Source organism: Bradyrhizobium sp. Bra78, assembly GCF_024519855.1.
Classification (GTDB): Bacteria; Pseudomonadota; Alphaproteobacteria; order Rhizobiales; family Xanthobacteraceae; genus Bradyrhizobium; species Bradyrhizobium japonicum_G.
The window spans coordinates 157,241-181,560 of sequence record NZ_JALJRE010000006.1 but is presented as its reverse complement, the minus strand read 5'-3'; the positions used below and the strand labels follow the sequence as shown (position 1 = coordinate 181,560).

24 protein-coding genes are annotated in these 24,320 nt (G+C 64.1%); 20 read left to right on the top strand and 4 right to left on the bottom strand.

Features of this window, described 5'->3' with window-relative positions; all coding sequences use genetic code 11:
• Positions 1 to 49 precede the first annotated feature (49 nt).
• From OC450_RS15960 to OC450_RS15925, 8 genes are all read left to right on the top strand, one after another.
• The gene (locus tag OC450_RS15960) at positions 50 to 847 is read left to right on the top strand and encodes an ABC transporter ATP-binding protein (protein ID WP_211382034.1); all 798 of its coding nucleotides are present in this window, start codon (positions 50 to 52) and stop codon (positions 845 to 847) included.
• Entirely contained in the window at positions 844 to 1,557 is a 714-nt protein-coding gene (locus tag OC450_RS15955; RefSeq protein WP_008135694.1) for an ABC transporter ATP-binding protein, read from the top strand. Before OC450_RS15960 ends, OC450_RS15955 begins: the two co-directional genes overlap by 4 nt.
• A gap of 12 nt (positions 1,558 to 1,569) precedes the next feature.
• Complete coding sequence (locus OC450_RS15950; RefSeq protein ID WP_211382033.1) at positions 1,570 to 2,448, top strand: branched-chain amino acid ABC transporter permease; 879 nt, start codon at positions 1,570 to 1,572, stop codon at positions 2,446 to 2,448.
• 2 nt (positions 2,449 to 2,450) lie between these two features.
• The gene (locus tag OC450_RS15945) at positions 2,451 to 3,467 is read left to right on the top strand and encodes a branched-chain amino acid ABC transporter permease (protein ID WP_256805619.1); all 1,017 of its coding nucleotides are present in this window, start codon (positions 2,451 to 2,453) and stop codon (positions 3,465 to 3,467) included.
• A 32-nt stretch (positions 3,468 to 3,499) separates the two neighbouring features.
• Positions 3,500 to 4,735 (top strand): ABC transporter substrate-binding protein, encoded by a 1,236-nt coding sequence (locus tag OC450_RS15940; protein WP_211382031.1) that lies wholly within the window; start codon positions 3,500 to 3,502, stop codon positions 4,733 to 4,735.
• A gap of 120 nt (positions 4,736 to 4,855) precedes the next feature.
• Positions 4,856 to 6,088 (top strand): ABC transporter substrate-binding protein, encoded by a 1,233-nt coding sequence (locus OC450_RS15935; RefSeq protein ID WP_211382030.1) that lies wholly within the window; start codon positions 4,856 to 4,858, stop codon positions 6,086 to 6,088.
• A 238-nt stretch (positions 6,089 to 6,326) separates the two neighbouring features.
• A complete protein-coding gene (locus OC450_RS15930; protein ID WP_211382029.1) occupies positions 6,327 to 7,556 on the top strand; it encodes an ABC transporter substrate-binding protein in 1,230 nt (409 codons plus the stop codon).
• A gap of 188 nt (positions 7,557 to 7,744) precedes the next feature.
• Complete coding sequence (locus OC450_RS15925; protein ID WP_262048254.1) at positions 7,745 to 9,028, top strand: glycerate kinase; 1,284 nt, start codon at positions 7,745 to 7,747, stop codon at positions 9,026 to 9,028.
• Positions 9,029 to 9,123: 95 nt separating this feature from the next.
• Here the strand turns inward: OC450_RS15925 and OC450_RS15920 are convergent, their stop codons facing one another.
• Positions 9,124 to 9,669 (bottom strand): MarR family winged helix-turn-helix transcriptional regulator, encoded by a 546-nt coding sequence (locus OC450_RS15920; RefSeq protein WP_262048253.1) that lies wholly within the window; start codon positions 9,667 to 9,669, stop codon positions 9,124 to 9,126.
• A 177-nt stretch (positions 9,670 to 9,846) separates the two neighbouring features.
• Between OC450_RS15920 and OC450_RS15915 the strand changes: the two genes are divergently transcribed.
• Genes OC450_RS15915 through OC450_RS15905 form a run of 3 tightly spaced genes read left to right on the top strand, consistent with a single transcriptional unit; the run spans position 9,847 to position 13,392 of the window.
• Positions 9,847 to 10,887, top strand: a complete 1,041-nt coding sequence (locus tag OC450_RS15915) for a branched-chain amino acid ABC transporter permease (protein ID WP_211382026.1) — start codon at positions 9,847 to 9,849, stop codon at positions 10,885 to 10,887.
• A gap of 7 nt (positions 10,888 to 10,894) precedes the next feature.
• On the top strand, positions 10,895 to 12,664 hold the full coding sequence (locus OC450_RS15910) for an ABC transporter permease subunit (RefSeq protein ID WP_211382025.1): 1,770 nt from the start codon (positions 10,895 to 10,897) through the stop codon (positions 12,662 to 12,664).
• Positions 12,661 to 13,392, top strand: coding sequence for an ABC transporter ATP-binding protein (locus OC450_RS15905; RefSeq protein ID WP_211382024.1), 732 nt, complete (start codon positions 12,661 to 12,663; stop codon positions 13,390 to 13,392). The genes OC450_RS15910 and OC450_RS15905 overlap by 4 nt, the downstream gene beginning before the upstream one ends.
• A 177-nt stretch (positions 13,393 to 13,569) precedes the next feature.
• Here the strand turns inward: OC450_RS15905 and OC450_RS15900 are convergent, their stop codons facing one another.
• Positions 13,570 to 14,205 (bottom strand): pyridoxamine 5'-phosphate oxidase family protein, encoded by a 636-nt coding sequence (locus tag OC450_RS15900; protein ID WP_262048311.1) that lies wholly within the window; start codon positions 14,203 to 14,205, stop codon positions 13,570 to 13,572.
• A 122-nt stretch (positions 14,206 to 14,327) separates the two neighbouring features.
• Here OC450_RS15900 and OC450_RS15895 point away from each other — a divergent pair, with 122 nt between their 5' ends.
• A complete protein-coding gene (locus OC450_RS15895) occupies positions 14,328 to 15,212 on the top strand; it encodes a LysR family transcriptional regulator (protein ID WP_256805616.1) in 885 nt (294 codons plus the stop codon).
• 2 nt (positions 15,213 to 15,214) lie between these two features.
• Here the strand turns inward: OC450_RS15895 and OC450_RS15890 are convergent, their stop codons facing one another.
• Positions 15,215 to 15,634 (bottom strand): PaaI family thioesterase, encoded by a 420-nt coding sequence (locus tag OC450_RS15890; protein WP_262048252.1) that lies wholly within the window; start codon positions 15,632 to 15,634, stop codon positions 15,215 to 15,217.
• A 244-nt stretch (positions 15,635 to 15,878) separates the two neighbouring features.
• Positions 15,879 to 17,048 (bottom strand): 4-hydroxybenzoate 3-monooxygenase, encoded by a 1,170-nt coding sequence (gene pobA / locus OC450_RS15885; protein WP_262048251.1) that lies wholly within the window; start codon positions 17,046 to 17,048, stop codon positions 15,879 to 15,881.
• Positions 17,049 to 17,310: 262 nt separating this feature from the next.
• Between pobA and OC450_RS15880 the strand changes: the two genes are divergently transcribed.
• From OC450_RS15880 to OC450_RS15845, 8 genes are all read left to right on the top strand, one after another.
• Positions 17,311 to 18,327: a TRAP transporter substrate-binding protein gene (locus OC450_RS15880; protein WP_211382019.1), complete on the top strand. Its 1,017-nt coding sequence runs from the start codon at positions 17,311 to 17,313 to the stop codon at positions 18,325 to 18,327.
• Between the two features lie 210 nt (positions 18,328 to 18,537).
• Positions 18,538 to 19,047 (top strand): TRAP transporter small permease, encoded by a 510-nt coding sequence (locus OC450_RS15875; RefSeq protein ID WP_211382018.1) that lies wholly within the window; start codon positions 18,538 to 18,540, stop codon positions 19,045 to 19,047.
• 2 nt (positions 19,048 to 19,049) lie between these two features.
• Positions 19,050 to 20,369, top strand: coding sequence for a TRAP transporter large permease (locus OC450_RS15870; protein WP_211382017.1), 1,320 nt, complete (start codon positions 19,050 to 19,052; stop codon positions 20,367 to 20,369).
• A 12-nt stretch (positions 20,370 to 20,381) separates the two neighbouring features.
• Complete coding sequence (locus tag OC450_RS15865; protein ID WP_211382016.1) at positions 20,382 to 20,843, top strand: DUF3237 domain-containing protein; 462 nt, start codon at positions 20,382 to 20,384, stop codon at positions 20,841 to 20,843.
• Between the two features lie 44 nt (positions 20,844 to 20,887).
• A complete protein-coding gene (locus OC450_RS15860) occupies positions 20,888 to 21,076 on the top strand; it encodes a type II toxin-antitoxin system HicA family toxin (RefSeq protein ID WP_211382015.1) in 189 nt (62 codons plus the stop codon).
• Between the two features lie 5 nt (positions 21,077 to 21,081).
• Positions 21,082 to 21,480 (top strand): type II toxin-antitoxin system HicB family antitoxin, encoded by a 399-nt coding sequence (locus OC450_RS15855; protein WP_211382014.1) that lies wholly within the window; start codon positions 21,082 to 21,084, stop codon positions 21,478 to 21,480.
• A gap of 128 nt (positions 21,481 to 21,608) precedes the next feature.
• Positions 21,609 to 22,418, top strand: coding sequence for a crotonase/enoyl-CoA hydratase family protein (locus tag OC450_RS15850; RefSeq protein WP_211382013.1), 810 nt, complete (start codon positions 21,609 to 21,611; stop codon positions 22,416 to 22,418).
• Complete coding sequence (locus tag OC450_RS15845; RefSeq protein ID WP_211382012.1) at positions 22,415 to 24,298, top strand: feruloyl-CoA synthase; 1,884 nt, start codon at positions 22,415 to 22,417, stop codon at positions 24,296 to 24,298. Before OC450_RS15850 ends, OC450_RS15845 begins: the two co-directional genes overlap by 4 nt.
• Positions 24,299 to 24,320: the final 22 nt, after the last annotated feature.

The following is a 24,320-nucleotide window of genomic DNA, read 5'->3' as shown; positions in this document are numbered from 1 at the left end:
AGCGGTTCACACCGCCCCTTTGCCCACTCAACAGTGTGGGCGAGACGAGATGACGCAGGCACAGCTCGCGCAGGGGACATCGCCCCTGCTCGCGGTTCACGACGTCAGCGTCGTGTTCGGCGGCATCATTGCGCTCAACGGCGTGTCCTTCGACATGCACAAGGGCCAGATTCTCGGGTTGATCGGCCCCAACGGCGCCGGCAAGACCACGCTCTTCAACTGCCTCTCGCGGCTGTACCAGCCGTCGTCCGGCGACATCCTGATGGAAGGCGCGAGCATCCTGTCGCGGCCGCCGCACCGGATCGCCGAGATCGGGATCGGCCGCACCTTCCAGAACGTGGCGCTGTTTCCGAATCTCTCGGTGATGGACAACGTCCGCGTCGGCGCCCATTCCAAGACCTCCAGCGACATCATCAGCGACTCCCTGAGGCTCGCGTGGGTCCGGCGCAGCGAGAGCAGCGTCAACGAGAAGGTGCACGAGATCCTGGCCTATCTCAAACTCGAGGACGTCGCCCACACCGTCGTGTCCGGCCTGCCCTTCGGCACGCAGAAGCGCGTCGAGCTTGCGCGCGCGCTCGCGGCCGATCCGAAAATCCTGCTGCTCGACGAGCCGGCCGGCGGCCTCAACCATGAGGAAGTCTATGTGCTCGGCGACCTCATTCGCCGCATCCGGGACGACCGCCACATGACGGTGCTGCTGGTCGAGCATCACATGGGCCTCGTGATGTCGATCGCCGATCACGTCGTCGCGCTGAACTTCGGCAAGAAGCTCGCGGAAGGCACGCCGGCCCAGGTGCAGGCGGATCCCGACGTCATCAAGGCTTATCTCGGGAGCAAGGACCAATGACGACGCTGCTCAACGTCAAGGACCTGCGCGCCTATTACGGCCAGGTCCAGGCGCTCCACGGCCTGTCCTTCTCGCTCAACGAGGGATCGCTGACGACGCTGCTCGGGGCCAACGGCGCCGGCAAGACCACCACGCTGCGCGCGATCTGCAACATGGTGCGCTCGACCGGCGGGATCGAGTTCGACGGCAAGCCGCTGAACAACCGCTCCACCGAGAGCATCGTGCGGTTCGGCATCGCCCACGTGCCGCAGGGCCGCGGCACCTTCACCACCATGACGGTGGAGGAAAACCTCCAGCTCGGCGCCATCACCCGCAAGGACAGCGCCGGCATCGTCTCCGACATCGAGCGCATGTATGCCCATTTCCCGGTGCTGAAGCAGCGGCACACCCAGCAGGCCGGCACGCTGTCGGGCGGCGAGCAGCAGATGCTCGCGGTCGCCCGCGCCCTGATGCTGCGGCCACGGCTGATGCTGCTGGACGAGCCGTCCTTTGGCCTCGCGCCTCTCGTGGTGCGCGACCTGTTCGGCATCCTCGGCAAGATCAACCGCGAGGACAAGGTGTCGATCCTGGTGGTCGAGCAGAACGCCCAGCTCGCGCTCGAGCTCGCCGACCAGGCCTATGTGATCGAGACCGGACGCATCGTGATGTCGGGCAATGCCAAGGACATCGCGAACAACGAAGAAATCCGCAAATCCTATCTGGGCTACTGAGGAGCCGGCACGATGGAGCTTTTCACCAACCAGGTGCTGGCCGGGATATCCACCGGCGCCATCTACGCCTGCATGGCGCTGGCCGTGGTCATGATCTACCAGGCGATCGACCATCTCAACTTCGCGCAGGGCGAGATGGCGATGTTCTCGACCTTCATCTCCTGGCAATTGATGCAATGGGGCATACCCTATTGGGGTGCGTTCATCATCGCGCTGGTGTTCTCCTTCATCGGCGGCATCGCGATCGAGCGCATCCTGTTCAAGCCGCTCGCCAAGGCGCCGGTGCTGACCAACGTCGCGGGCTTCATCGCGCTGTATGCGATCATCAACTCCTCGGCCGGCCTGATCTGGGACTTCACCATCAAGCAGTATCCTACCCCGTTCGGCTCCTCGCCGTTCCTCGGCAGCCAGCTGATCTCGACCCACCAGGCCGGCATGATCGGCGTCACCGTGCTGCTGCTGCTCGCGCTCTATTTCTTCTTCCAGTACACGCGGATCGGCCTCGCCATGCGCGCGGCCGCCTCGGTGCCTGAGTCGGCCCGCCTGGTCGGCATCAACACGAGCTGGATGATCGCGCTCGGCTGGGGCATGGCGTCCGCCATCGGCGCCATCGCCGGCATGCTGATCGCCCCGGTCGTGTTCCTCGAGCCCAACATGATGGGCGGCGTGCTGATCTACGGCTTTGCCGCGGCGGTGCTCGGCGGCCTCACCAGCCCGTTCGGCGCAGTGGTCGGCGGCTTCCTCGTCGGCATCTTCGAAAACCTCGCCGGCACCTACATCCCCGGCGTCGGCAACGAGCTGAAACTCCCGATCGCGCTCGCGCTGATCATCTCCGTCCTGGTCGTCAAACCCGCTGGTCTGTTCGGCCGGCAAATCGTCAAGCGAGTTTGATCATGAGCACAGCAGAAGACGTCGTCACGGAAGCCCCGGCCATCGAGGCGGTTCCGAAGCGGGCCATGACTCTGGGCACCGGCACCTCGGTTGTGGTGTTGCTGCTGCTCCTGGCCGTGCCGCTGTTCGCCAAGAACTTCATCATCTTCCAGCTGACCCAGTTGCTGTATCTCGGGCTCGCCGTACTGGCATTGAACATCCTGACCGGCGGCAGCGGCCAGTTCTCGCTCGGCCAGAGCGCGTTCTACGCCGTTGGCGCCTATGTCACCGCGGTCATGATGGAGGCGTTCAACATCAATTACGTGCTCTGCCTGCCGATCGCTGGCGTGCTCTGCTTCGGCTTCGGTTTCCTGTTCGGCCAGCCGGCGTTGCGGTTGTCCGGCGTGTACCTCGCGCTCGCAACTTTCGCGCTCGCCACGGCCATGCCGCAGCTCCTGAAGCTGAACTTTCTCGAGCACTGGACCGGCGGCGTGCAGGGCCTCGTTGTGACCAAGCCCGACGCGCCATTCGGCCTGCCGATGTCGCAAGACATGTGGCTCTATTATTTCACGCTCGCGATCGTGCTTGCGATCTACATCTTCTCGGTGAACCTGCTGCGCTCCCGCTCGGGCCGCGCCTTCATGGCAATCCGCGACAACGAGATCGCGGCCTCCGCGATGGGCGTCAACGTCGCGCTCTACAAGACGCTCGCCTTCGGCGTCTCCGCGGGCATCACCGGCGTCGCCGGCGGCCTCAGTGCAATCGCGGTGCAATTCGTGGCACCGGACAGCTTCACCATCACGCTCTCGATCCAGCTGTTCCTCGGCATGGTCGTCGGCGGCGTCGGCTGGCTGCCCGGCTCGATCGTCGGCGCCGCCTTCATCATCTTCGTCCCGAATATCGCGGAAGGCATCTCGAAGGGCCTCTCCGGTGCGGTGTTCGGCGTCCTCCTGTTCTTCGTCATCTACCTCGTGCCGCACGGCGCAAGGCAGGTCGCGATCATGGGCCAGCAGCTCGTCGGCAGGCTCAGAAAGAACTGACGACCCGTTAATTGAAGCCAAGGAGACCCGAATTGCTTTTTGAAAGAACACTGCGAACCGCTGCGCTGGTCACGGCAACGGCGGTCATCACCTTCACCTCCGGCGCGGCACTCGCCCAGAAGAAATACGACACCGGCGCTTCCGATACCGAGATCAAGATCGGCAACATCATGCCGTACAGCGGTCCGGCGTCGGCCTACGGCATCATCGGCAAGACCGAAGAAGCCTATTTCAAGATGATCAACGACAAGGGCGGCATCAACGGCCGCAAGATCAACTTCGTCACCTATGACGACGGTTATTCGCCGCCGAAGGCTGTCGAGCAGGTCCGCAAGCTGGTCGAAAGCGACGAGGTGCTGGTGGTGTTCAACCCGCTCGGCACGCCCTCGAACAGCGCGATCCAGAAGTACCTGAACGCCAAGAAGATCCCGCAGCTCTTCGTCGCCACCGGCGCCACCAAGTGGAACGACCCGAAGAACTTCCCCTGGACCATGGGCTGGCAGCCGTCCTACCAGAGCGAAGCGCAGATCTACGCGAAATGGCTTCTGAAGGAGAAGCCCGACGCCAAGGTCGCGATCCTCTACCAGAACGACGATTTCGGCAAAGACTACCTCAAGGGCACCAAGGACGGGCTCGGCGCCAAGGCAGCGTCCATGATCATCATGGAAGAGAGCTACGAGGTGTCGGAGCCGTCGATCGACGGCCACATCGTCAAGATCAAGGCGGCCAATCCCGACGTGCTGCTGATCTACGCGACGCCGAAGTTCGCGGCCCAGACCATCAAGAAGACCGCCGAGCTGAGCTGGAAGCCGCTGCAGATCCTCACCAACGTGTCGATCTCGGTCGGCAGCGTGATGAAGCCGGCCGGCTTCGAGGCTGCGCAGAACGTGCTGTCGGCAGCCTATGCCAAGGACTCCACGGACCCGCAGTGGAACAACGACCCCGGCATGAAGAAGTGGAACGAGTTCGTCGACAAGTACATGGCGGGCGCGGACAAATCCGACACCAGCATGATCTATGGCTATGGCGCAGCATCGACGCTGGCCAAGGTCCTGGAGATGTGCGGCGACGATCTGACCCGGGCCAACATCATGAAGCAGGCGGCGTCCTTGAAGGATTTCACGCCGGACACCCTGTTGCCCGGCGTCAAGATCAACACCGGCGCCACCGACTTCGCCCCGATCGCGCAGCTCCAGATGCAGCGCTTCAAGGGCGAGAGGTGGGAACTGTTCGGCGAGATCATCAGCGGCGACATCGCCACCGAGTGACGCGTTGACGCAATAATCCAACACATCGAGAAGCCCCCGCGAACGATCGCGGGGGCTTTTTGTTGACGTCCGCCGTCAATTTTGTTCAATGCGGCGCCGATCCGTTCCGGGTGGAGAAAGATGACTGCCGTTCGATTTCAGGTTGCGGCCGTTCTGGCCGCATTCGCGTTGTGCACTGCGATGGGCAGCCCGGCACCGGCACTGGCGCAGAAGAAATACGACAGCGGCGCTTCCGATACCGAGATCAAGATCGGCAACATCATGCCCTATAGCGGGCCGGCCTCCGCCTATGCCGCGATCGGCAAGGCCGAGGAAGCCTATTTCAACAAGATCAATGCCGAGGGCGGTATCGGCGGCCGCAAGATCAAGTTCATCTCCTACGACGACGGCTACTCGCCGCCGAAGACGGTGGAGCAGGCGCGCAAGCTGGTCGAGAGCGACGGGGTACTGCTGATTTTCGGCTCGCTCGGCACCTCCACCAACGGCGCGATCCGCAAATACATGAACGAGAAGAAGGTGCCGCAACTGTTCGTGGCGAGCGGCGCCTCGAAGTGGAACGATCCGAAGCAATATCCATGGACCATGGGCTGGCAGCCGAGCTACGCGAGCGAGGCACGCATCTACGCCAAGTACATCATGAAGGAGAAGCCGGACGGCAAGATCGGCGTGCTCTACCAGAACGACGATTTCGGCAAGGACTATCTGAAGGGACTGAAGGACGGCCTTGGGCCCAAGGCCTCGATGATCGTGCTGGAAGACGGTTACGACACCTCGGAGCCCGCGATCGACGAGCACGTCGTGAAATTGAAGGCCGCGGGCGCCGACGTCTTCATCAGCATCACCACACCGAAATTCTCAGCACAGGCGATCAAGAAAGCGGCCGAGATCGGCTGGCATCCGGTCCACATCATCTCCAACGTCTCGACCTCGGTCAGCGGCGTGCTCGAACCGGCGGGCCTCGAGATCTCCCAGGGCATCCTGTCGGCGAGCTACACCAAGGACGGCTCCGACCCGCAGTGGAATGCCGACGACGGCATGAAGAAGTTCTACAATTTCATCGCGCAATACGACCCCAAGGCCAACAAGCTCGATGCCGCCGTGGTGTTCGGCTATGCCGCCGCGCAGACCATGGTGAAGGTGCTGCAGATGTGCGGCGACGACCTCACCCGCGACAACGTCATGAAGCAGGCGGCTTCCTTGAAGGATTTCGAACCCGACACGCTGCTGCCCGGCATCAAGATCAACACCACAGCCGACAATTTCGCCCCGATCGAGCAGCTCCAGATGATGCGCTTCAAGGGCAAGAAATGGGAGCCGTTCGGCGATATCATCTCGAGCGAGCTCGGGCATTGAAGCGGCGCAACTCAAAATCGCCGGCGTTTGGTTAATCAACTCAAGACGGCTGCGCCTTCTCGCAGTCGCACACGGGCGGGCGCCCCTCCTGACTACTAAAGAAGCAGCCCCTGCGGCGCCGGCGCTGGGGCTTTCTGTTGAACGCCTTGGCCAAATCGTATTGAATTGCGGGCAGCGTCGCCAAAAACGATCAAGACAAGAAAAGGGGCGCACACACCAAGAAAATAGGGAGATAGGAATGCCCGCTGTCACCGGCAAACTTGCGGCCGCGTCAATGGCGCTTGCGCTCATTGCGGCCACGGCCTCCACTGCATCGGCCCAGAAGAAATACGATACCGGCGCGACCGACACCGAAATCAAGATCGGCAACATCATGCCCTACAGCGGACCAGCTTCCGCCTACGGCATCATCGGGCGGACCGAAGCCGCCTATTTCAAGAAGATCAACGACGAGGGCGGCATCAACGGCCGCAAGATCAACTTCATCAGCTACGACGACGCCTACTCGCCGCCGAAGACGGTGGAGCAGGCGCGCAAGCTGGTCGAGAGCGACGAGGTGCTGTTAATCTTCAACTCGCTCGGGACGCCGCCGAACTCGGCGATCCACAAATACATGAACTCGAAGAAGGTGCCGCAGCTCTTCGTCGCCACCGGTGCCACCAAGTGGAACGATCCGAAGGACTTCCCCTGGACCATGGGCTGGCAGCCCAACTACCAGAGCGAGACGCAGATCTACGCAAGGTGGCTCTTGAAGAACAAGCCGGACGCCAAGATCGCCGTGCTGTTCCAGAACGACGATTACGGCAAGGATTATCTCAAGGGCCTGAAGGACGGTCTCGGCGCCAAGGCCGCGTCGATGATCGTCATGGAAGAGAGCTACGAGACGTCGGAGCCGACCATCGACAACCACATCGTCAAGCTGAAGTCGACCGGCGCCGACGTCTTCATGAACATCACGACGCCGAAATTCGCGGCGCAGGCGATCAAGAAGAATGCCGAGATCGGCTGGAAGCCGCTGCACTTCCTCAACAACGTCTCCGCCAACGTCGGCAGCGTGATGAAGCCCGCCGGCTTCGAGAACGGCCAGGATATCATCTCCGCCGATTATCTGAAGGACGCGTCGGATCCGGCATGGGCGAACGACCCGGGCATGAAGGACTTCCTGGCCTTCATGAACAAGTACTTCCCCGAGGGCGACAAGCTCGACAAGGGCACCATCGTCGGCTACGCCGTCGCGCAGACGCTGGTTCAGGTCCTCAAGCAGTGCGGTGACGATCTGACCCGCGCGAACGTCATGAAGCACGCGGCCGGCCTGAAGAACTTCCGCACCGAACTGCTGCTGCCGGGTATTCAGATCAACACCTCCCCGACCGACTTCGCACCGATCAGCCAACTTCAGCTGGAAAAATTCAAGGGCGAGAAGTGGGAGCTGTTCGGCGACGTGATCAGCGCCGACGTCGGCGGCTGACCGCTTCACACGACGACAACAGGCCCCCTGCGAACCATCGCAGGGGGCTTTTGCTTGCGCAGCGATTATGATCACGCGATTGCACAATCGAATGATGGCAAAGCCGGCTTACGCTCTGGCGCATGATGCGGTAGGCATGTGAGCAACGTTTGCCGCCGATCTCTTCTGTCCGCCCAAGGCCTCTCGTCATGACCGACCGACGTCCCCTGCTCCGCGCGCTCTACGACGCCGCGGTCGCCGCCGCTCATCCGAGCACAATTCTGGCGCCGCATCTGCGCCCCGCGCCACGGGGGCGCGTGATCTGCCTCGCCGCCGGCAAGGGCGCGGCCGCGATGGCCGCCGCCGCCGAGCGGCATTATCTCGATACGCTCAAGCTCGCGCCGGAGCGCCTCGTCGGCATCGCCACCACGCGCCACGGCTACGGCGTGCCGACGCGCCGCATCCGCGTGGTCGAGGCCGGTCATCCCGTGCCCGACGAGGCCGGCCTGAAGGGCGCGGCCGACACGCTCGCGCTCGCTGGCGAGGCCGGGCCGGACGATCTGCTTCTGGTGCTGCTCACCGGTGGCGGCTCGGCGAACTGGATCGCGCCGGTGGAGGGCATCAGCTTCGCGCAGAAGCAGGCGGTCAACAAGGCGCTGCTGCGCTCCGGCGCGCCGATCGGCGAGATGAATGTCGTGCGAAAGCATCTGTCGCGGATCAAGGGCGGGCGGCTGGCGCGCGCCGGCAAGAATGCCGCCGGGATCGTGACGCTGGCGATCTCCGACGTGCCGCATGACGATCCCTCCGCGATCGCCTCCGGTCCCACCGTGCCCGATCCGACCACGCTGGCTGACGCACGCGCCATCGTCGCCAGGTACAAGCTCGACGTCGACGATGCGGTCCGCCGCGCGCTGGACGATGAACGCAACGAGAGCTGCAAGCCCGGTGACGCCGCCTTCGCCCGCGCGCAGTTCGAGCTGATCGCGCGTCCGAAGCAGTCGCTCGACGCGGCGGTGAAGCTCGCGAAAGAGGCCGGCTACGAGACGATCGATCTCGGCGCCGATCTCGAGGGCGAGGCCCGCGAGGTCGCAGCCGATCACGTCCGGCTGGCGCTGCAGGCCCGCGCGCAGGGCAAGCGCGTCGCCATCCTCTCCGGCGGCGAGCTCACGGTGACCGTGCGCGGCCAGGGGCGCGGCGGTCCCAACCAGGAATACGCACTGGCGCTCGCCGGCCTGCTGAAGGACACACCAAACATCTCCGCGCTCGCCGGCGACACCGACGGCGCCGACGGCGGTGCCGGCAATCCCACCGACCCCGCCGGCGCGCTGATCGACGCGGCGACGTTTGCGAAGATGAAGGCGCAGGAGCTGCAGCCGCAGGCCTATCTCGACAACAACGACGCGACCACGTTCTTCGAGGCGACGGGCGATCTGCTGCTGCCGGGGCCGACGCTGACCAACGTCAACGATATCAGGGTGATCCTGGTCGATTGATGCGGGGAATCCAGTACGCCGCGGCCTATCGATGAGTCACAGCCGTCTCGGAGTACTGGATCGCCCGGTCGAGGCCGGGCGATGACAGCCCCGCCTCAAAACTCGTTGGCGATCTTCGAGAGCATCCCCAGCAGGGCCTCGCGATTGGACGGCCCCAGCAGCTCGTTCAGCCGGGCCTCGTGCTTGGTGGCGACGAGCTTCTTGGCGCGGGCCAGCACCGCCTTGCCCTTGTCGGTCAGCACCAGGATGTGCGAGCGGCGGTCGTTGGTGGAGCGGATCCGCGCGCAAAGGTCGCGGCTCTCGAGATTGTCGAGCATCGCCACGAAGTTCGGGCGCAGGATGCCGAGCGTGGACGCGATCTCGGTCTGGTTACGGCCCGGATTCTTGTCGACCAGCAGCAGCACGGAGAACTGCGCCGGCGTGAGCTGGAGCGAGGCCATGCAGCGCAGGAAATTCTCGAACACCTTGAGCTGCGCCCGCTTCAGTACATAGCCGAGCTGCTCCGAGAGCTCCCCGAGCTGGAGGGCTTCGGCAGGTCCCGGGCCCTGAACCTGGACTTGGGCCTCGGCCGCGTCCTTGCGGCCCTTGGCCGTATCGGCGGGCTTTTCAGAGGACTTTTCAGCGGTTTTGGGAACGGTCATCGCCTCGTGCTCGTAATCCCGCTAAATTCGGGACGGGTCGCCCGCCACCCTTGAAGTTATATTTGATAATTGTTATGGACCATATCAAATATCGTCAGCGTATTTCAATGGCTGTGAGCGGACCATCCACCACAATCAGGGGACCGGTCCTTAATCTTCGAGGGGGAGCGTCCGGTCTTGAATACCACCATCATGCTGTTCCTGCTGCAGGACGGCATCACCAATGGCGCGATCTATGCGCTGCTCGGCCTCGCGCTGGTGCTGGTGTTCGCCGTCACCCGCGTCATCCTCATTCCCCAAGGCGAGTTCGTCACCTACGGCGCGCTGACCTATGCCTCGCTGGCCGCGGGCCAGATGCCGGGGACGGCAAAGCTCGCGCTGGCGCTGGGCATCGGCGCTTTCGCCTTCGACCTGTTCGCTGCGCGCAAGGCGCTGCACGGGCGCCTGATCCTGCGCAGCATCGTCGCTAACATCGTGCTGCCGGCCATCGTGCTGGCGCTGACCGTCTACTTCGCCGCCCAGAAGCCGCCGGTGGCGGTCTGCATCGCGCTGTCGCTGGTGATCGTGGCGATGATCGGCCTGTTTCTCTATCGGATTGCGTTCCAGCCGCTGGCACACACCTCCGTGCTGGTGCTGCTGATCGCATCGGTGGGCGTCCACCTCGCGCTGCAGGGACTGGGCCTTCTGTTCTTCGGCGCCGAAGGCCAGCGCGGACCTGCCGTGCTGTCCGGCTCGTTCACCGCCGGCGCGCTGCGCTTCACCGGCCAGAGCATCACCGTCTACGGCATCACCATCGCCTTCATCGTCGGGCTCTGGCTGTTCTTCGGCCTGACGCTCTACGGCAAGGCGCTGCGCGCGACCGCCGTGAACCGGCTCGGCGCGCGGCTTGCGGGCATCCGCACCACGCTGTCCGGTCAGATCGCCTTTCTGCTGGCCTCGGTCATCGGCGCGCTGTCTGGCATCATGATCGTTCCGATCACGACGCTCTATTACGACTCCGGCTTCCTGATCGGCCTGAAGGGCTTTGTCGCCGCGATCATCGGCGGGCTCGTCAGTTACCCGCTCACCGCCGTCGCGGCGCTGTTCGTCGGCATCGTCGAGGCGTTCTCGTCCTTCTATGCCTCCAACTACAAGGAGGTGATCGTTTTCATGCTCTTGATCCCGGTGCTGCTGCTGCGCTCGCTCGCCGCGCCTGCGGTCGAGGAAGAGAAGGACTGACGCCAAGATGCAGAGCCGGCTTCCCATCCTCGTCTTCGCGCTTCTCATGGCGGCGATCCCGTTCGTGCCCGGCATGCCGCCGTTCTGGATCGTGCTGCTCGACAATATCGGCCTCGCTGCCCTGGTCGCGATGGGCCTCGTGCTGCTGACCGGCGTCGGCGGCCTGACCTCGTTCGGCCAGGCGGCCTTCGTCGGCTTCGGCGCCTATACCACCGCGGTGCTGTCGACGACCTACGGCCTGTCGCCCTGGCTGACGCTGCCACTGTCGCTATTGGTCAGCGGCCTGCTGGCGGTGCTGCTCGGCCTCGTCACCGTCCGCCTCTCCGGGCACTATCTGCCGCTCGGCACGCTGGCCTGGGGACTCGGCCTGTTCTATCTCTTCAGCAAGCTGGAATTTCTGGGACGAAACGACGGCATCTCGGCGATCCCGCCGCTGTCGATCGGCGCGTTCAAGATGCTCTCGCCCGGCTCGATCTACTACGCGATCTGGGTTGCCGTGATCGTCTCGGCGCTGCTCACCATGAATCTGCTGGATTCCCGCACCGGCCGCGCCATCCGTGCGCTCCGGCGCGGCCACGTCGCGGCCGAGGCATTCGGCGTGCACACGCCGCGGGCGAAAATGCTGGTGTTCATCCACGCCGCGGTGCTCGCCGGCCTCTCCGGCTGGCTCTACGCGCACCTTCAGCGCGCGGTGAACCCGACGCCGTTCGGCGCGCAGGCCGGCATCGAATATCTCTTCATCGCCGTGGTCGGCGGCGCCGGCTATGTCTGGGGCGGGGTGCTGGGCGCGGCCCTCGTCGTGGTCCTCAAGGAAGTGCTGCAGAGCTATTTGCCGCTGGTCCTGCCGGGCTCCGGCCAGGTCGAGACCATCGTGTTCGGCATCATGCTGGTGGCGCTGTTGCAACTCGCACCAGGCGGCGTCTGGCCCTGGCTGATGTCGCTGCTGCCCGAGCGCAGGAGCGGCAAGAAGCCCGACACCTCGCTGAAACTGGAGCAGCGCCCCCGCTCGCCCGGACAATCCAGCGTCCTGCTCCAGGTCGAAAAGGCGCGCAAACAGTTCGGCGGCGTGGTCGCGGTCAACAACGTCTCCTTCGACGTCCAGGCCCGCGAGATCGTCGCGCTGATCGGCCCGAACGGCGCCGGCAAGAGCACCACGTTCAACCTGATCACCGGCGTGCTGTCGGCGACGTCAGGCTCGATCTCCGTGCTCGGCAGCAAGGTCGACAAGGCGCCGCCGCAGGAGATCGTCAAGCTCGGCATCTCCCGCACCTTCCAGCACGTCAAGCTGGTGCCCGACATGACCGTGCTGGAGAACGTGGCGATCGGCGCGCATCTGCGCGGTCACTCCGGCCCCATCTCCTCCATGCTGCGGCTCGACCGGGCCGACGAGGCCAGGCTGCTCGCGGAGGCCGCCCGCCAGATCGAGCGCGTCGGACTTGGCGACCAGATGCACCAGCTTGCGGGCTCGCTCTCGCTCGGCCAGCAGCGCATCGTCGAGATCGCCCGCGCCCTCTGCGTCGATCCGATGCTGCTGCTGCTCGACGAGCCGGCCGCCGGCCTGCGCCACATGGAGAAGCAGCGGCTGGCATCGCTGCTGCGCGATTTGCGCGACGGCGGCATGAGCGTGCTGCTGGTCGAGCACGACATGGGCTTCGTGATGAACCTTGCCGACCGCATCGTGGTGCTCGATTTCGGCACCAAGATCGCCGAAGGAACGCCCGCCACGATCAAGACCAATCCCGAAGTGATCAAGGCCTATCTCGGAGTGGCGGCATGAGCGCGCTGTTGTCCGTCACCGACGCGCATGTCGCCTATGGCAAGGTCGAGGCGGTGCGTTCGGTCTCGCTCGAGGTCGGCCAGAACCAGATCGTCACCATCGTCGGCGCCAACGGCGCCGGCAAGACCACGCTGCTGTCGGCCATCATGGGCATTCTGCCGCTGAAGGGACGCGTCGTCTTCGCCGGCCAGGACCTGTCACGGCTCGACATCGAGGATCGCGTCGCGATGGGGCTCGGCCTCGTCCCCGAGCACCGCGAGTTGTTCGTGACCATGAATGTCGAGGACAATCTCGAGCTCGGCGCTTTCCGCATCGAAAGAAGCAAGGCGAAAGCCTCGATGGAGCGGGTCTACGGCCTGTTTCCGCGGCTGAAGGAACGGCGCAAGCAGCTCGCCGGCACGCTCTCCGGCGGCGAGCAGCAGATGCTCGCGATGGGCCGCGCACTGATGGGCGAGCCCAAGCTCCTGATGCTCGACGAGCCGAGCCTCGGCCTCGCCCCGATCATCGTCGCCGACATTTTCCGCATCGTCACCGAGCTGCGCGCCAGCGGCGTCTCCGTGCTGCTGGTCGAACAGAACGCGCAGGCCGCGCTGAAGATCGCCGACCAGGCCTATGTCATGGAGCTCGGCGAATTCGTGCTCAGCGGCAAGGCCAGCGACGTCGCAGCGAATGAGCGGGTCGCGGCAAGCTATCTCGGCTTCCAGCACGAAGGTGCGAGTGTGTTGTAACCGCCCGCTCCACTTCCCTTCTCCCCTTGCGGGAGAAGGTGGCGCGAAGCGCCGGATGAGGGGTTCTCTCAACTCGCAAAACCGCTCGTGAGGATCGAAACCCCTCACCCGGCTTCGATGCAATGCATCGAATCCACCCTCTCCCGCAAGGGGAGAGAGTGCACCGTACACGCCGATTCAGTTTTCGTTGGATGGTGAGCTCGCCTCCCCCTTCAGCGCCTCGACCTCCGCTTCCAGCTCCGCGATCCGCTGATCTCTTGCCGCCAGCGCGGTCGCCACATCCGTTGCATCGAACTTCTGCGGAATGTGCTGCGGGCAGTTGGTGTCCCACGCTGCGATCTTGAACAGGATCACCTGCTCGGGCCGCGCCCGGTAGCCTTTCGGCATAAGGGACTGCGTCAGCGCCGCGTCGTCCTCGACCACATGCGCTTCGCCCCAGATCTTCACCCGGCGACGGTGGGCATAGTCCATGACAAATATATACGCCTTGGGATTCTCCGTCAGATTGCCTTGCGTGATGAACTGCTGGTTGCCGGCGTAATCGGCAAAGGCGAGCGTCTGTTTGTCCAGCACCTTGAGGAACCCTTTCGGTCCGCCGCGATGCTGAATATAGGGCTGGCCGTCGGCTGACGCGGTGGCGAAATAGAAGCTGTTGGCCTCGGCGAGGAAGCCGGCCAGCTTATCGTCGACCTCAGTGCGCCAGCCGTGCTGCTCGGCGCGGGCATAGGCCTCGCGCGAGCCCTTACGGGTCTGGATCGACTTGACTGCCGGCGTGAAGGCCACGTCGCTGGCGTATGTGTGGGCTGCGGTCATCGGAACATCTCCTGAAAATTCCGGCGCGTTGCTGCGTCTTTCGCCATAAAAAATGGACCTTCCATCGGCTAAAACAATCATTCCGATTGACACTTCATAATTGCAATATATGCAATAATAGGATGGACCGTCTCGAAGCCATGCATGTCTTCGTCACCGTCGCCGATCTGCGCGGCTTTGCCCCGGCGGCGCGCAAGTTGCGGCTGTCGCCCTCGGCGGTGACGCGACTGATCGCGGCGCTGGAGGAGCATCTCGGCGCGCGGCTGCTGCAGCGGACCACCCGCCAGGTCAGGCTGACCGACGTCGGCACGCGCTATCTGGAACGCGCCCGGCGTATCCTTGCCGACGTCGAGGAGGCCGACGGCTCGGCGCGGGAGGAGCGCAACCGGCCGAGTGGACGGCTCGTGGTGTCGGCGCCGGTCGGCTTCGGCCGGCTCCATGTCGGGCCGGTGATGACCGCCTATCTCAAGCGCTATCCCGAGGTCGCCTGCGAACTCAGGCTGTCCGATAACCTCGTCAATCTGGTTGAAGACGCCGTTGACGTCGCGGTGCGGATCGGCCATCTCGCCGATTCCACGCTGGTGGCGCGCCAGGTCGGCGAGATGCGGCGGATCGTCGTGGCGACCCCGGGCTATCTGAAGCGCCATGGCGAACCGAAGACGCCGGAGGCGTTGCTCACGCACCAGACCATCGCATTCGGTTCATCCGCGAACTGGCGCTTCGTGCAGGACGGCCGCGACATCGAGGTGACGCCGAACCCGCGCTTCGCCAGCAACAGCGCCGACGCCGCCCTGCAATATGCCGAGGCCGGCGGCGGCGTGACGCGCGTGCTGGCCTATCAGGCCGCCGAGGGCCTGCGGCGCGGGCGGCTCAGAATCGTGCTGGCGAAATACGAGCAGCCGGCGCTGCCGATCCACATCGTCTATCCGACCTCGCGCCTGCTCTCGGCCAAGGTGCGCGCCTTCGTCGATCTCGTGGTGGAGACGACGGAGTGGAGATTTGGGTAGGTTCACGCCTTCTTCGGCACCACCCGAAACGTGCCGCTGGCGCGCGCGATCACGGTGTCGTCCGCCTTCGCCAGGCTCTGCGCGAAGCAGATCGTAGAGCCGGTCTTGATCGCCTCACCCTCGATCGCGAGCCATTGGCCGATTTCGCCCGCACCGACGTAGTCGACCGACAGCGAGATCGTGACGAACGACGTCGTCCATCCCGTCGCCTGCGCGCAGCTATAGCCCATGGCCGCATCGGCCAGCGCCGCAATCAGGCCGCCATGGATCAGCCCACGCGCATTGGTGTGCGGCGTCGCCAGCCGCAATCCCACGGTGACGCCCTTGTCGGTCTTTTTGGAATAGAGTGGCTCCCACGGATCGGTGAGCGGCGCCGTGCGGAAATGCGGCTCGAAGCCGGCGGGGATGTCGGTGGAGGTCATGGCTGTCTCGCGTTGGTGGCTGCGGCCATTGAACGCGATGTGGATGACGGTTTCACCGCCTACAAAGTTTTAAACGGAATTTGCGCGGGTGTTTGAAACGGGCTGTGCCGCAGCGTGGGTTCGCCGAAGGCGTAACTCACCTGTTTGGTGTCCGCGGCAGCAGAAGTGGCGGGTTACGCCCAGCGAACTGCGCTTCACGCATTCGCGAGGCTAACCCACCCTATGACCTCGCTACGGCATCGTCCTAGAACGGCAGCCCCACGTAATTCTCCGACAGCGACGTCATCGCGGCCTGCGATTGCGTGACGTAGTCGAGCTCGGCGAGCTGGATCCGCGCGCCGATGGTGCCGGTGTCGGGGAATTTGTGCAGCATCGAGGTCATCCACCAGGAGAAACGCACGGCCTTCCAGACCCGTGCCAGCGCCCTGGCGGAATAGGCATCGATCCCGGCATTGGACTTCTCGTCGTAGAACTCGCGAAGTGCGCTCGACAAATAATGCGCGTCGCTCGCGGCGAGGTTCAGCCCCTTGGCGCCGGTCGGCGGCACGATATGGGCGGCGTCCCCGCACAGGAACATCCTGCCGAAGCGCATCGGCTCGGCGACGAAGCTGCGCAGCGGCGCAATGCTCTTCTCGATCGAGGGGCCCGTGATCAGGCTGTCGGCCGCCTCCTGGTCGAGCCGGCGCTTCAATTCGTCCCAGAAGCGATCGTCCGGCCACTGGTCGACGTGGTCGTCGAGCGAGCACTGCACGTAATGCCGGCTGCGCTTCATCGAGCGCATGGTGCAGAGCGCAAAGCCGCGGGCGTGGTTGGAATAGATCAGCTCGTGACTGACCGGCGGCGTATCCGAGAGAATACCGAGCCAGCCGAACGGGTAAATCCGCTCGAACTCCTCGATCGCCGAAGCCGGCACGCTGGCGCGGCTGACGCCGTGAAAGCCGTCGCAGCCGGCGATGAAGTCGCAATCGATCGCGTGGGCAACGCCATCCTTCACGTAGGTTACGCGCGGGTGACTGCCGTCGAAATCATGCGGCTGCACGTCCCTGGCCTCGTAGACGGTAGTCAGGCCGGCCGCCTTCCGCGCATTCATCAGGTCGAGCGTGACCTCGGTCTGGCCGTAGATCATGACGGTCTTGCCGGTCGCGGCCTTCATGTCGATGCGGTGACGGCGGCCGGAAAAGGCGAGCTCGATGCCCTCATGCGGCAGGCCTTCGGCATGCGCGCGTGCACCGGCGCCGACCTGGTCGAGCAGCGCGACTGTTCCTTCCTCCAGGAGCCCGGCGCGGATGCGGCCCAGCACGTAATCAGGGCTCTGCCGCTCCAGAATGACGTTATCGATGCCGTATTGGTGCAGAAGTTGCCCAAGCAACAATCCGGCCGGCCCGGCCCCGATGATTGCGACTTTTGTCCGCAATACTTGCTCCTTCCGATCCTGTAGGGTTCGTCACGGTCGCTTGTCGCGATCGTCCGCGCACGATAATTATATCATATAACGGTTGGGCAAAAGGGGAGAGCGCGTCGCCGCATCGCGACAAATCCATGCAACATGGCTGACGTAGACAGCGCGGCGGCACGCCGCGTCAGTTCCGGCTTGAACGCGCCGGCGAATTAGATAACATGTTAATTAAAGAGACCGGGCCATCGAAGCCCGCCGTCGAAACAGGGAGAGACGCGTGATGAGAAAAGCCTGTCTGGCTTTGCTGCTGGCAGCAAGCGTGACGCCTGCGTTCGCGCAGGACAAGACCTTCGATTTGAAGATCTCGCATTGGGTGCCGGCCTCGCATCCGCTGCAGAAATCGCTGGAAGACTGGGCGGCCGCGGTCGAGAAGGATTCCGGCGGCACGATCAAGGGCAAGGTGTTTCCGGCCCAGCAGATGGGCAAGGCCTTCGACCATTACGACATGGCGCGCGACGGCATCGCCGACGTCACCTATGTCAATCCCGGCTACCAGCCCGGCCGCTTCCCGATCATCGGCGCCGGCGAGCTGCCGTTCCTGATCTCCGACGCCAAGGGCGGCTCGATGGGCCTGGACGCCTGGTACCGCAAATACGCCGAGAAGGAGATGAAGGACGTCAAGTACTGCCTAGCCTTCGTCCACTCGCCCTCCTCCTTCCATTCCAAGACCAAGAAGATCGTGATGCCGGAGGACGTGAAGGGCATGAAGGTCCGCCCGGCCCATGCCACCATGGCGAATTTCGTCACTTCGCTCGGCGGCACCAATGTGCAGTCGTCCGCACCCGAAGTGCGCGACATCATCGAGCGCGGCGTTGCCGATGCGGTCACCTTCCCCTGGGGCTCGCTGGTGCTGTTCGGCATCGACAAGGTGACGAAGTACCACATGGACGCGCCGCTCTACACCACGACCTTCGTGTTCGTGATGAACAAGGACAAATACAATGCGATGTCCGACAAGCAGAAGGCCGCGATCGACAAGAACTGCTCGACCGAAATGGCCGGCGTGGTCGGCGAGCACTGGGGCAAGTTCGAGGATGCCGGCGTCGACAAGGTGAAGGCGGAAGCAGGCCACGAGGTCTACAAGCTGACGGGCGAGCAGACCGCCGCCTGGAAGAAGGCGGCCGAGCCGCTGGTCAAGACCTGGTCCGACGGCGCCAAGAAGGCCGGCGCCGATCCCGACGCCGCGCTCGCGGAGCTCAAGGCTTCGCTGAAGAAGTACAACGCGCTGGCGGAGTGACGCCCGGCTGCAGCCACACACTCGCCGCACCTCTCCCGCTTGCGGGTGAGGTCGGCGCGAAGCGCCGGGTGGTGGCTCTCTCCGCTTTGGGATTGTTCATTGCGGATGCACCCCACCCCAGCCCTCCCCCCGCGAGCGGAGAGGGAGCGCACCTCCGGCGCGGTAACAGCTGAACCCAACGTCGCTGAATTTAGATAGGACTCTTCCCGCATGAAGCGCTCCTGGATGGATCGCGTGATCGACACGATCGAATGGATCGCGGCCGGCTTCGTCGGCATCGTCGCGCTCGACATTTTCCTGTCGGTGCTGCTGCGCAACACGCTGAACTACGCGATCCCCGACAGCTTCGACATCGGCCGCATGCTGCTCGGCATCCTGATCTTCTGGGGCATCGCCGCCACCTCCTATCGCGGCACCCACATCACGGTCGACCTCGTCTGGGGCAATGTCGGGCCGCGCCATCAGCGCTGGATCGACGTGTTCGCGACGCTGGTGCTGCTGTTCGTGGTCACCGTGCAGACCTGGACGCTATTCGACAAGGTACGCGGCACCTACAACGACAACGTCCAGACCTTCGACATGCACATGCCGACCTGGCCGTTCTTCGCGGTCGCCTGGATCGGCGACGTCTCCGCCGTGCTGCTGATCGCGATCCGCACCTACCGGTTGATCTTCCATCCCGAAGACATGCACGACCCCAAGCTGAAGGCAACGGAGTAATCATGAGCACCGATGCCGTCGCCGTTCTCGGCTTCGTTTCCCTCTTCGTCCTGATGCTGCTGCGCGTGCCCGTCGGCATGGCCATGGGCCTCGTCGGCGTGTCCGGTTTCTCCTATCTGGTCGGCGCCACGCCGGCGCTGAAGCTGGTCGGCCAGACCTCGATGCGCACGGTCACCGACTACACGTTCGGCGTAATCCCGATGTTTCTGCTGATGGGCTCGTTCGTCAGCAATTCCGGCATGAGCCGCGAGCTGTTCCGCGCCGCCAACGGTTTCGTCGGACATTTGCGCGGCGGGCTCGGCATCGCCACCGTCGGCGCCTGCGGCGGCTTTGCCGCGATCTGCGGCTCGTCGGTCGCGACCGCCGCGACGTTCTCCGCGGTCGCTTATCCCGAGATGCGCCGCTTCGGCTATCCGCAGTCGTTCGCCACGGGCGTGATCGCCGCCGGCGGCACGCTGGGGGCGATGCTGCCGCCCTCCACAGTGCTCGCGGTCTACGGCATCATCACCGAGCAGGACATCGGAAAACTGTTCATCGCAGGCATCATCCCGGGCCTGCTGGCGATGAGCATGTACATGATCACGATCTTCCTGATCGGCTATTTCCGGCCGGACTTCCTGCCCAAGGGCAAGGTGCTGCCGTGGCGCGAGCGATTCGCCGGATTGAAGGACATCTGGGCACCGGTGCTGCTGTTCGTGTTCGTCATCGGCGGCCTCTACGGCCTGCCCTTCCTGCCGCGCTTCACGCCGACGGAAGCCGGCGGCGTCGGCGCCGCCGGCGCCTTCATCATCGGCGTGGTGACGGGCCGGCTCGACCGCGAGAAGATCCTGGCGTCGCTGCTGCAGGCGACGCGCACCGCGGCAGCGGTGTTCACCGTGCTGATCGGTGCCCTGATCTTCGGCTACTTCCTCACGGTGACGCAGACACCGCAGAAGGTCACCGAATTCCTCACCGGCCTCGGCCTCGGCCCCTACGGGGTGCTGGCGCTGATCATGGTGATGTATCTCGTGCTCGGCTGCCTGATGGACGCCATGGCGATGATCATCCTCACCGTGCCGATCATCTTCCCCGTGATCACGCATCTTGGATTTGATCCGATCTGGTTCGGCGTCATCATCGTGATGACGGTCGAGCTCGGCCTGATCCATCCGCCGGTCGGCATGAACGTCTTTGTCATAAAAAGCGTGGTGAAGGACGTCTCCTTCTCCACCATCTTCAAGGGCGTGATCCCGTTCGTGGCGACGGACCTGGTGCGCCTCGTGATCCTGATCGCCTTCCCGCTGCTGGCGACCTGGCTGCCGACCCGGATGATGGCGCAATAAGGAGGTGAAGCGATGACCACACCCACGCTCGACACCAGATACGTCTTCACCATCACCGCGAAAATCGGCGACGTCGTCACTGCCGGAGAGACCGGTATCGGCGTTCGCCGCATCATTCCGATCCTCGGCGGCAAGGTGACGGGATCGATCACCGGAAAGGTGCTGCCGTTCGGCGCCGATTTCCAGACCATCCGCCCCAACGAGCTGATCGACCTCGAGGCGAAATACGCCTTCGAGACCGACGACGGCGCCGTCGTCTATGTCGAGAACAAGGGCATGCGCTTCGGCCCGGTCGAGCTGCTGCAAAAACTCAAGCGCGGCGAGCCGGTGGACCCGAAGCAGATCTATTTCCGCACCGTGCCGAAATTCGAGACCGGGCATGAGAAGTATCGCTGGCTGATGGAGCGCATTTTCGTCGGCTCGGCCGCGCGGCATGCTGATCGGGTGGTGATCGACGTGCATCAGGTGATGTAAGGCCCCATTGACCGCCGCCACTACAGTGTGTATAAATACACACCATGAATAGTCGAGACATTATCTCGGCCCTTCACAGCGATGGCTGGGTGCAAGTGGCTCAGAAGGGCAGCCACGTCCAGTTCAGTCATCCGACCAAAAAGGGCCGCGTGACGGTCCCTCATCCGAAGCGAGACATCGCGCTCGGAACGTTGAAGAGCATTGAACAGCAATCAGGACTGAAACTGAGGTAAGCGCCATGCGTCACTATATTGGTCTTATCCATAAGGATGCCGACAGCGATTTCGGCGTGTCGTTTCCTGACCTGCCCGGCGTTGTGACTGCAGGGACCACCCTGGATGAAGCGCGGGACATGGCTGAAGAAGCGCTGGCGTTTCATCTTGAAGGGTTGGAAGAAGACGGCGAGGCCATTCCCGAGCCTTCGTCGCTCGAAGACATCATGTCGGATCCCACGAACCGCTCCGGCGTCGCCATTCTCGTGTCGGTGAAAGATGGCCAGCCCAAGATCGTACGCGTCAATGTCACGTTGCCCGGTGACGTCCTGGAGCAGATCGATAAGTACGCTGAAGCCCACGGCTACACACGATCGGGCCTGCTTGCCCAGGCCGCAAAAAAGCTGATGACTGAAGCCGCCTGAAGCATTTCCGCATCTTGCGCTCGTGTGGCACCGATTGCCTGACGGTTCACCCTCGCGACTGCGAGGATGGAGCTTCTTGACTCCCCCGGAATTCGTTATACAACATAACTATTCTGACAAGGACGCAAATGACACAGGGAAACGCCGAGACCGCCGAGGCGGGCGCCTCCGGGCTTTTGAGGATCGAGCGGGCGGACCGGGTCCTGACCGTGGGTCTGAACCGGCCGGCCAAGCGCAATGCGCTGAACGACGGCATCATCCTGGAAATCGGCGAATGTTTTGCGTCCCTGCCCGAGGATATCGGCGCGGTCGTGATCCACGGTATCGGCGACCATTTCTCCTCCGGCCTCGACCTGTCCGAACTGCAGGATCACGACGCCACCGGCGGCCTTCTCCACTCCCAGATGTGGCACCGGGTGTTCGACCGCATCCAGTACAGCCGCGTGCCCGTCATCGCGGCGCTCAGGGGCGCGGTAATCGGCGGCGGGCTGGAACTCGCCTGCGCGGCGCATATCCGTGTCGCCGAGCCCTCGACCTATTTCGCCCTGCCGGAGGGGCAGCGCGGCATCTTCGTCGGCGGCGGCGGCTCGGTGCGCCTGCCGCGCCTGATCGGCGTCGCCAGGATGATGGACATGATGCTGACGGGCCGCGTCTATAGCGCGACCGAAGGCGCTTCCTACGGCTTCGCGCAATATGTGACGGAAGCCGGCAACGGCCTCGGCAAGGCGCTGGAGCTTGCGACCAAGGTCGCCTCCAACGCGCCGCTGACGAATTTCGCCGTGCTCCAGGCGTTGCCGATGATCGCGGAGGCCAATCCGCAGGCCGGCCTCCTCATGGAATCGCTGATGGCGACGGTCGCGCAGAGCGACAAGGAAGCCAAGCGCAGGATTCGCGAATTCCTCGAGCACAAGACCGCAAAGGTGAAGCCGAAATCATGAGTGCGCAGCCGTCCTCTTCCAGCATGGAGCGCGGCGCGAGCACTTTCCCGCTGCGGCCCATTTCGTTCGGCGATCCCGTCGTCGACATCGAGCGCCGCGACGACGGCACGATTTACCTGCGGCCCAAACAGCCGCTCGGCGACTTTCCCGTCCGCCTCACCGACCGCCTGCATCATTGGGCGAACACGACGCCGGACCGAATCTTCATGGCCGAGCGCGAAGGCGGCCGCTTCTGGCGCAAGATCACCTATGCCGAGCTGCTCGCCGCGAGCCGCCACATCGCCTCCGCGCTGATCGCGCGCGGCCTGTCGGCGGAGCGGCCGGTCGTCATCCTCTCCGGCAATTCGATCGACCACGCCTTGCTCGCGTTCGGCGCCTACTATGCCGGCATCCCGTTCTGCCCGGTGTCGCCGGCCTATTCGCTGGTGTCGAAGGATTACGGCAAGCTGTCCTACCTGATGAAGCTCTTGACGCCCGGCCTCGTCTTCGCCGAGGACGCCGACAGGTTCGCGGACGCGCTCGCGGCCAACGTCACGCTCGGCACCGAGATCGCCGCGTCCTACGGCCGCGTGCCCGGGCGCGACGTCACCACGCTCGCCGACCTCATGGCGACGCCGATCCGCGCCGATCTCGACGAGGTCCATGGCCGGATCGGCCCCGATACGATCGCGAAGTTCCTGCTGACTTCGGGCTCGACCGGCAATCCCAAGGCGGTCATCAACACCCAGCGCATGATCTGCGCCAACCAGGTGATGCTGCGCGAGACGCTCGCCTTCCTCAAGGACGAGCCGCCCGTCATCATCGACTGGCTGCCCTGGAATCACACCTTTGGCGGCAACCACAATATCGGGCTGACGCTCTACAATGGCGGCTCGATGTATCTGGACGCCGGCAAGCCGATGCCCGGCGGCATCGAGGAGACCGTGCGCAATCTGCAGGAGATTTCGCCGACGGTCTATTTCAACGTGCCCAAGGGTTATGAATCGCTGCTGCCTTATTTGCGCGACGACCAGGGCCTGCGCGCAAAGTTCTTCGACCGGCTGCACGCGATGTTCTTCTCGGGCGCGGCGTTGTCGCCGTTCGTCTGGAACAGCCTCGACGAGCTCGCGGTGAAGGAAAAAGGCTACCGCGTGCCGATGCTGACCGGCCTTGGCGCCACCGAGACCGCGCCGTTCTTCATGTCGGTCAATCCGCGCACCAGCCGTTCCGGCCATGTCGGCCTGCCCGTCTCGGGCAATGACGCAAAACTGGTGCCGAACAACGGCAAGCTCGAGGTGCGCTGCAAGGGACCGAACGTGATGCCCGGCTACTGGCGCCAGCCCGACATCACCGCAAAGTCCTTTGACGAAGAGGGATTCTACAAGCTCGGCGATGCGCTGAAGCCGTCCGACCCCGACGATTTCAACGCCGGCTTCGATTTCGACGGCCGCGTCGGCGAGGACTTCAAGCTTGCCAGCGGCACCTGGGTCAGCGTCGGCCCGCTGCGCGCGCGTCTCACGGCGGCCTGCGCCCCGCTGGTGCGCGACGTCGTCATCGCCGGCATCAACCGCGACGAGGTCTCCGCGCTGGTCGTGCTCGATCTCGACGGCTGCCGGCTGATCAACCCGACGCTGCCGACCGACGATCTCGTCGTCGCGACGCGCGACCGGCTGGTCCGCGAAGCCTTTCGCGAGCGCCTGACCCGTTTCCTCGGCCAGGCCACGGGCTCCTCGACCCGGATCACGCGCGCGATCTTGATGGACTCGCCGCTCTCGATCGACAAGGGCGAGGTCACCGACAAGGGCTCGATCAACCAGCGCGCCGTGCTCGAGCACCGCACCGAATTGATCGAGGAGCTCTACGCTGCCAATCCATCGGACCGTGTGATATCGGTCGGCTAAGAAACCACGCACCAGGAGAACG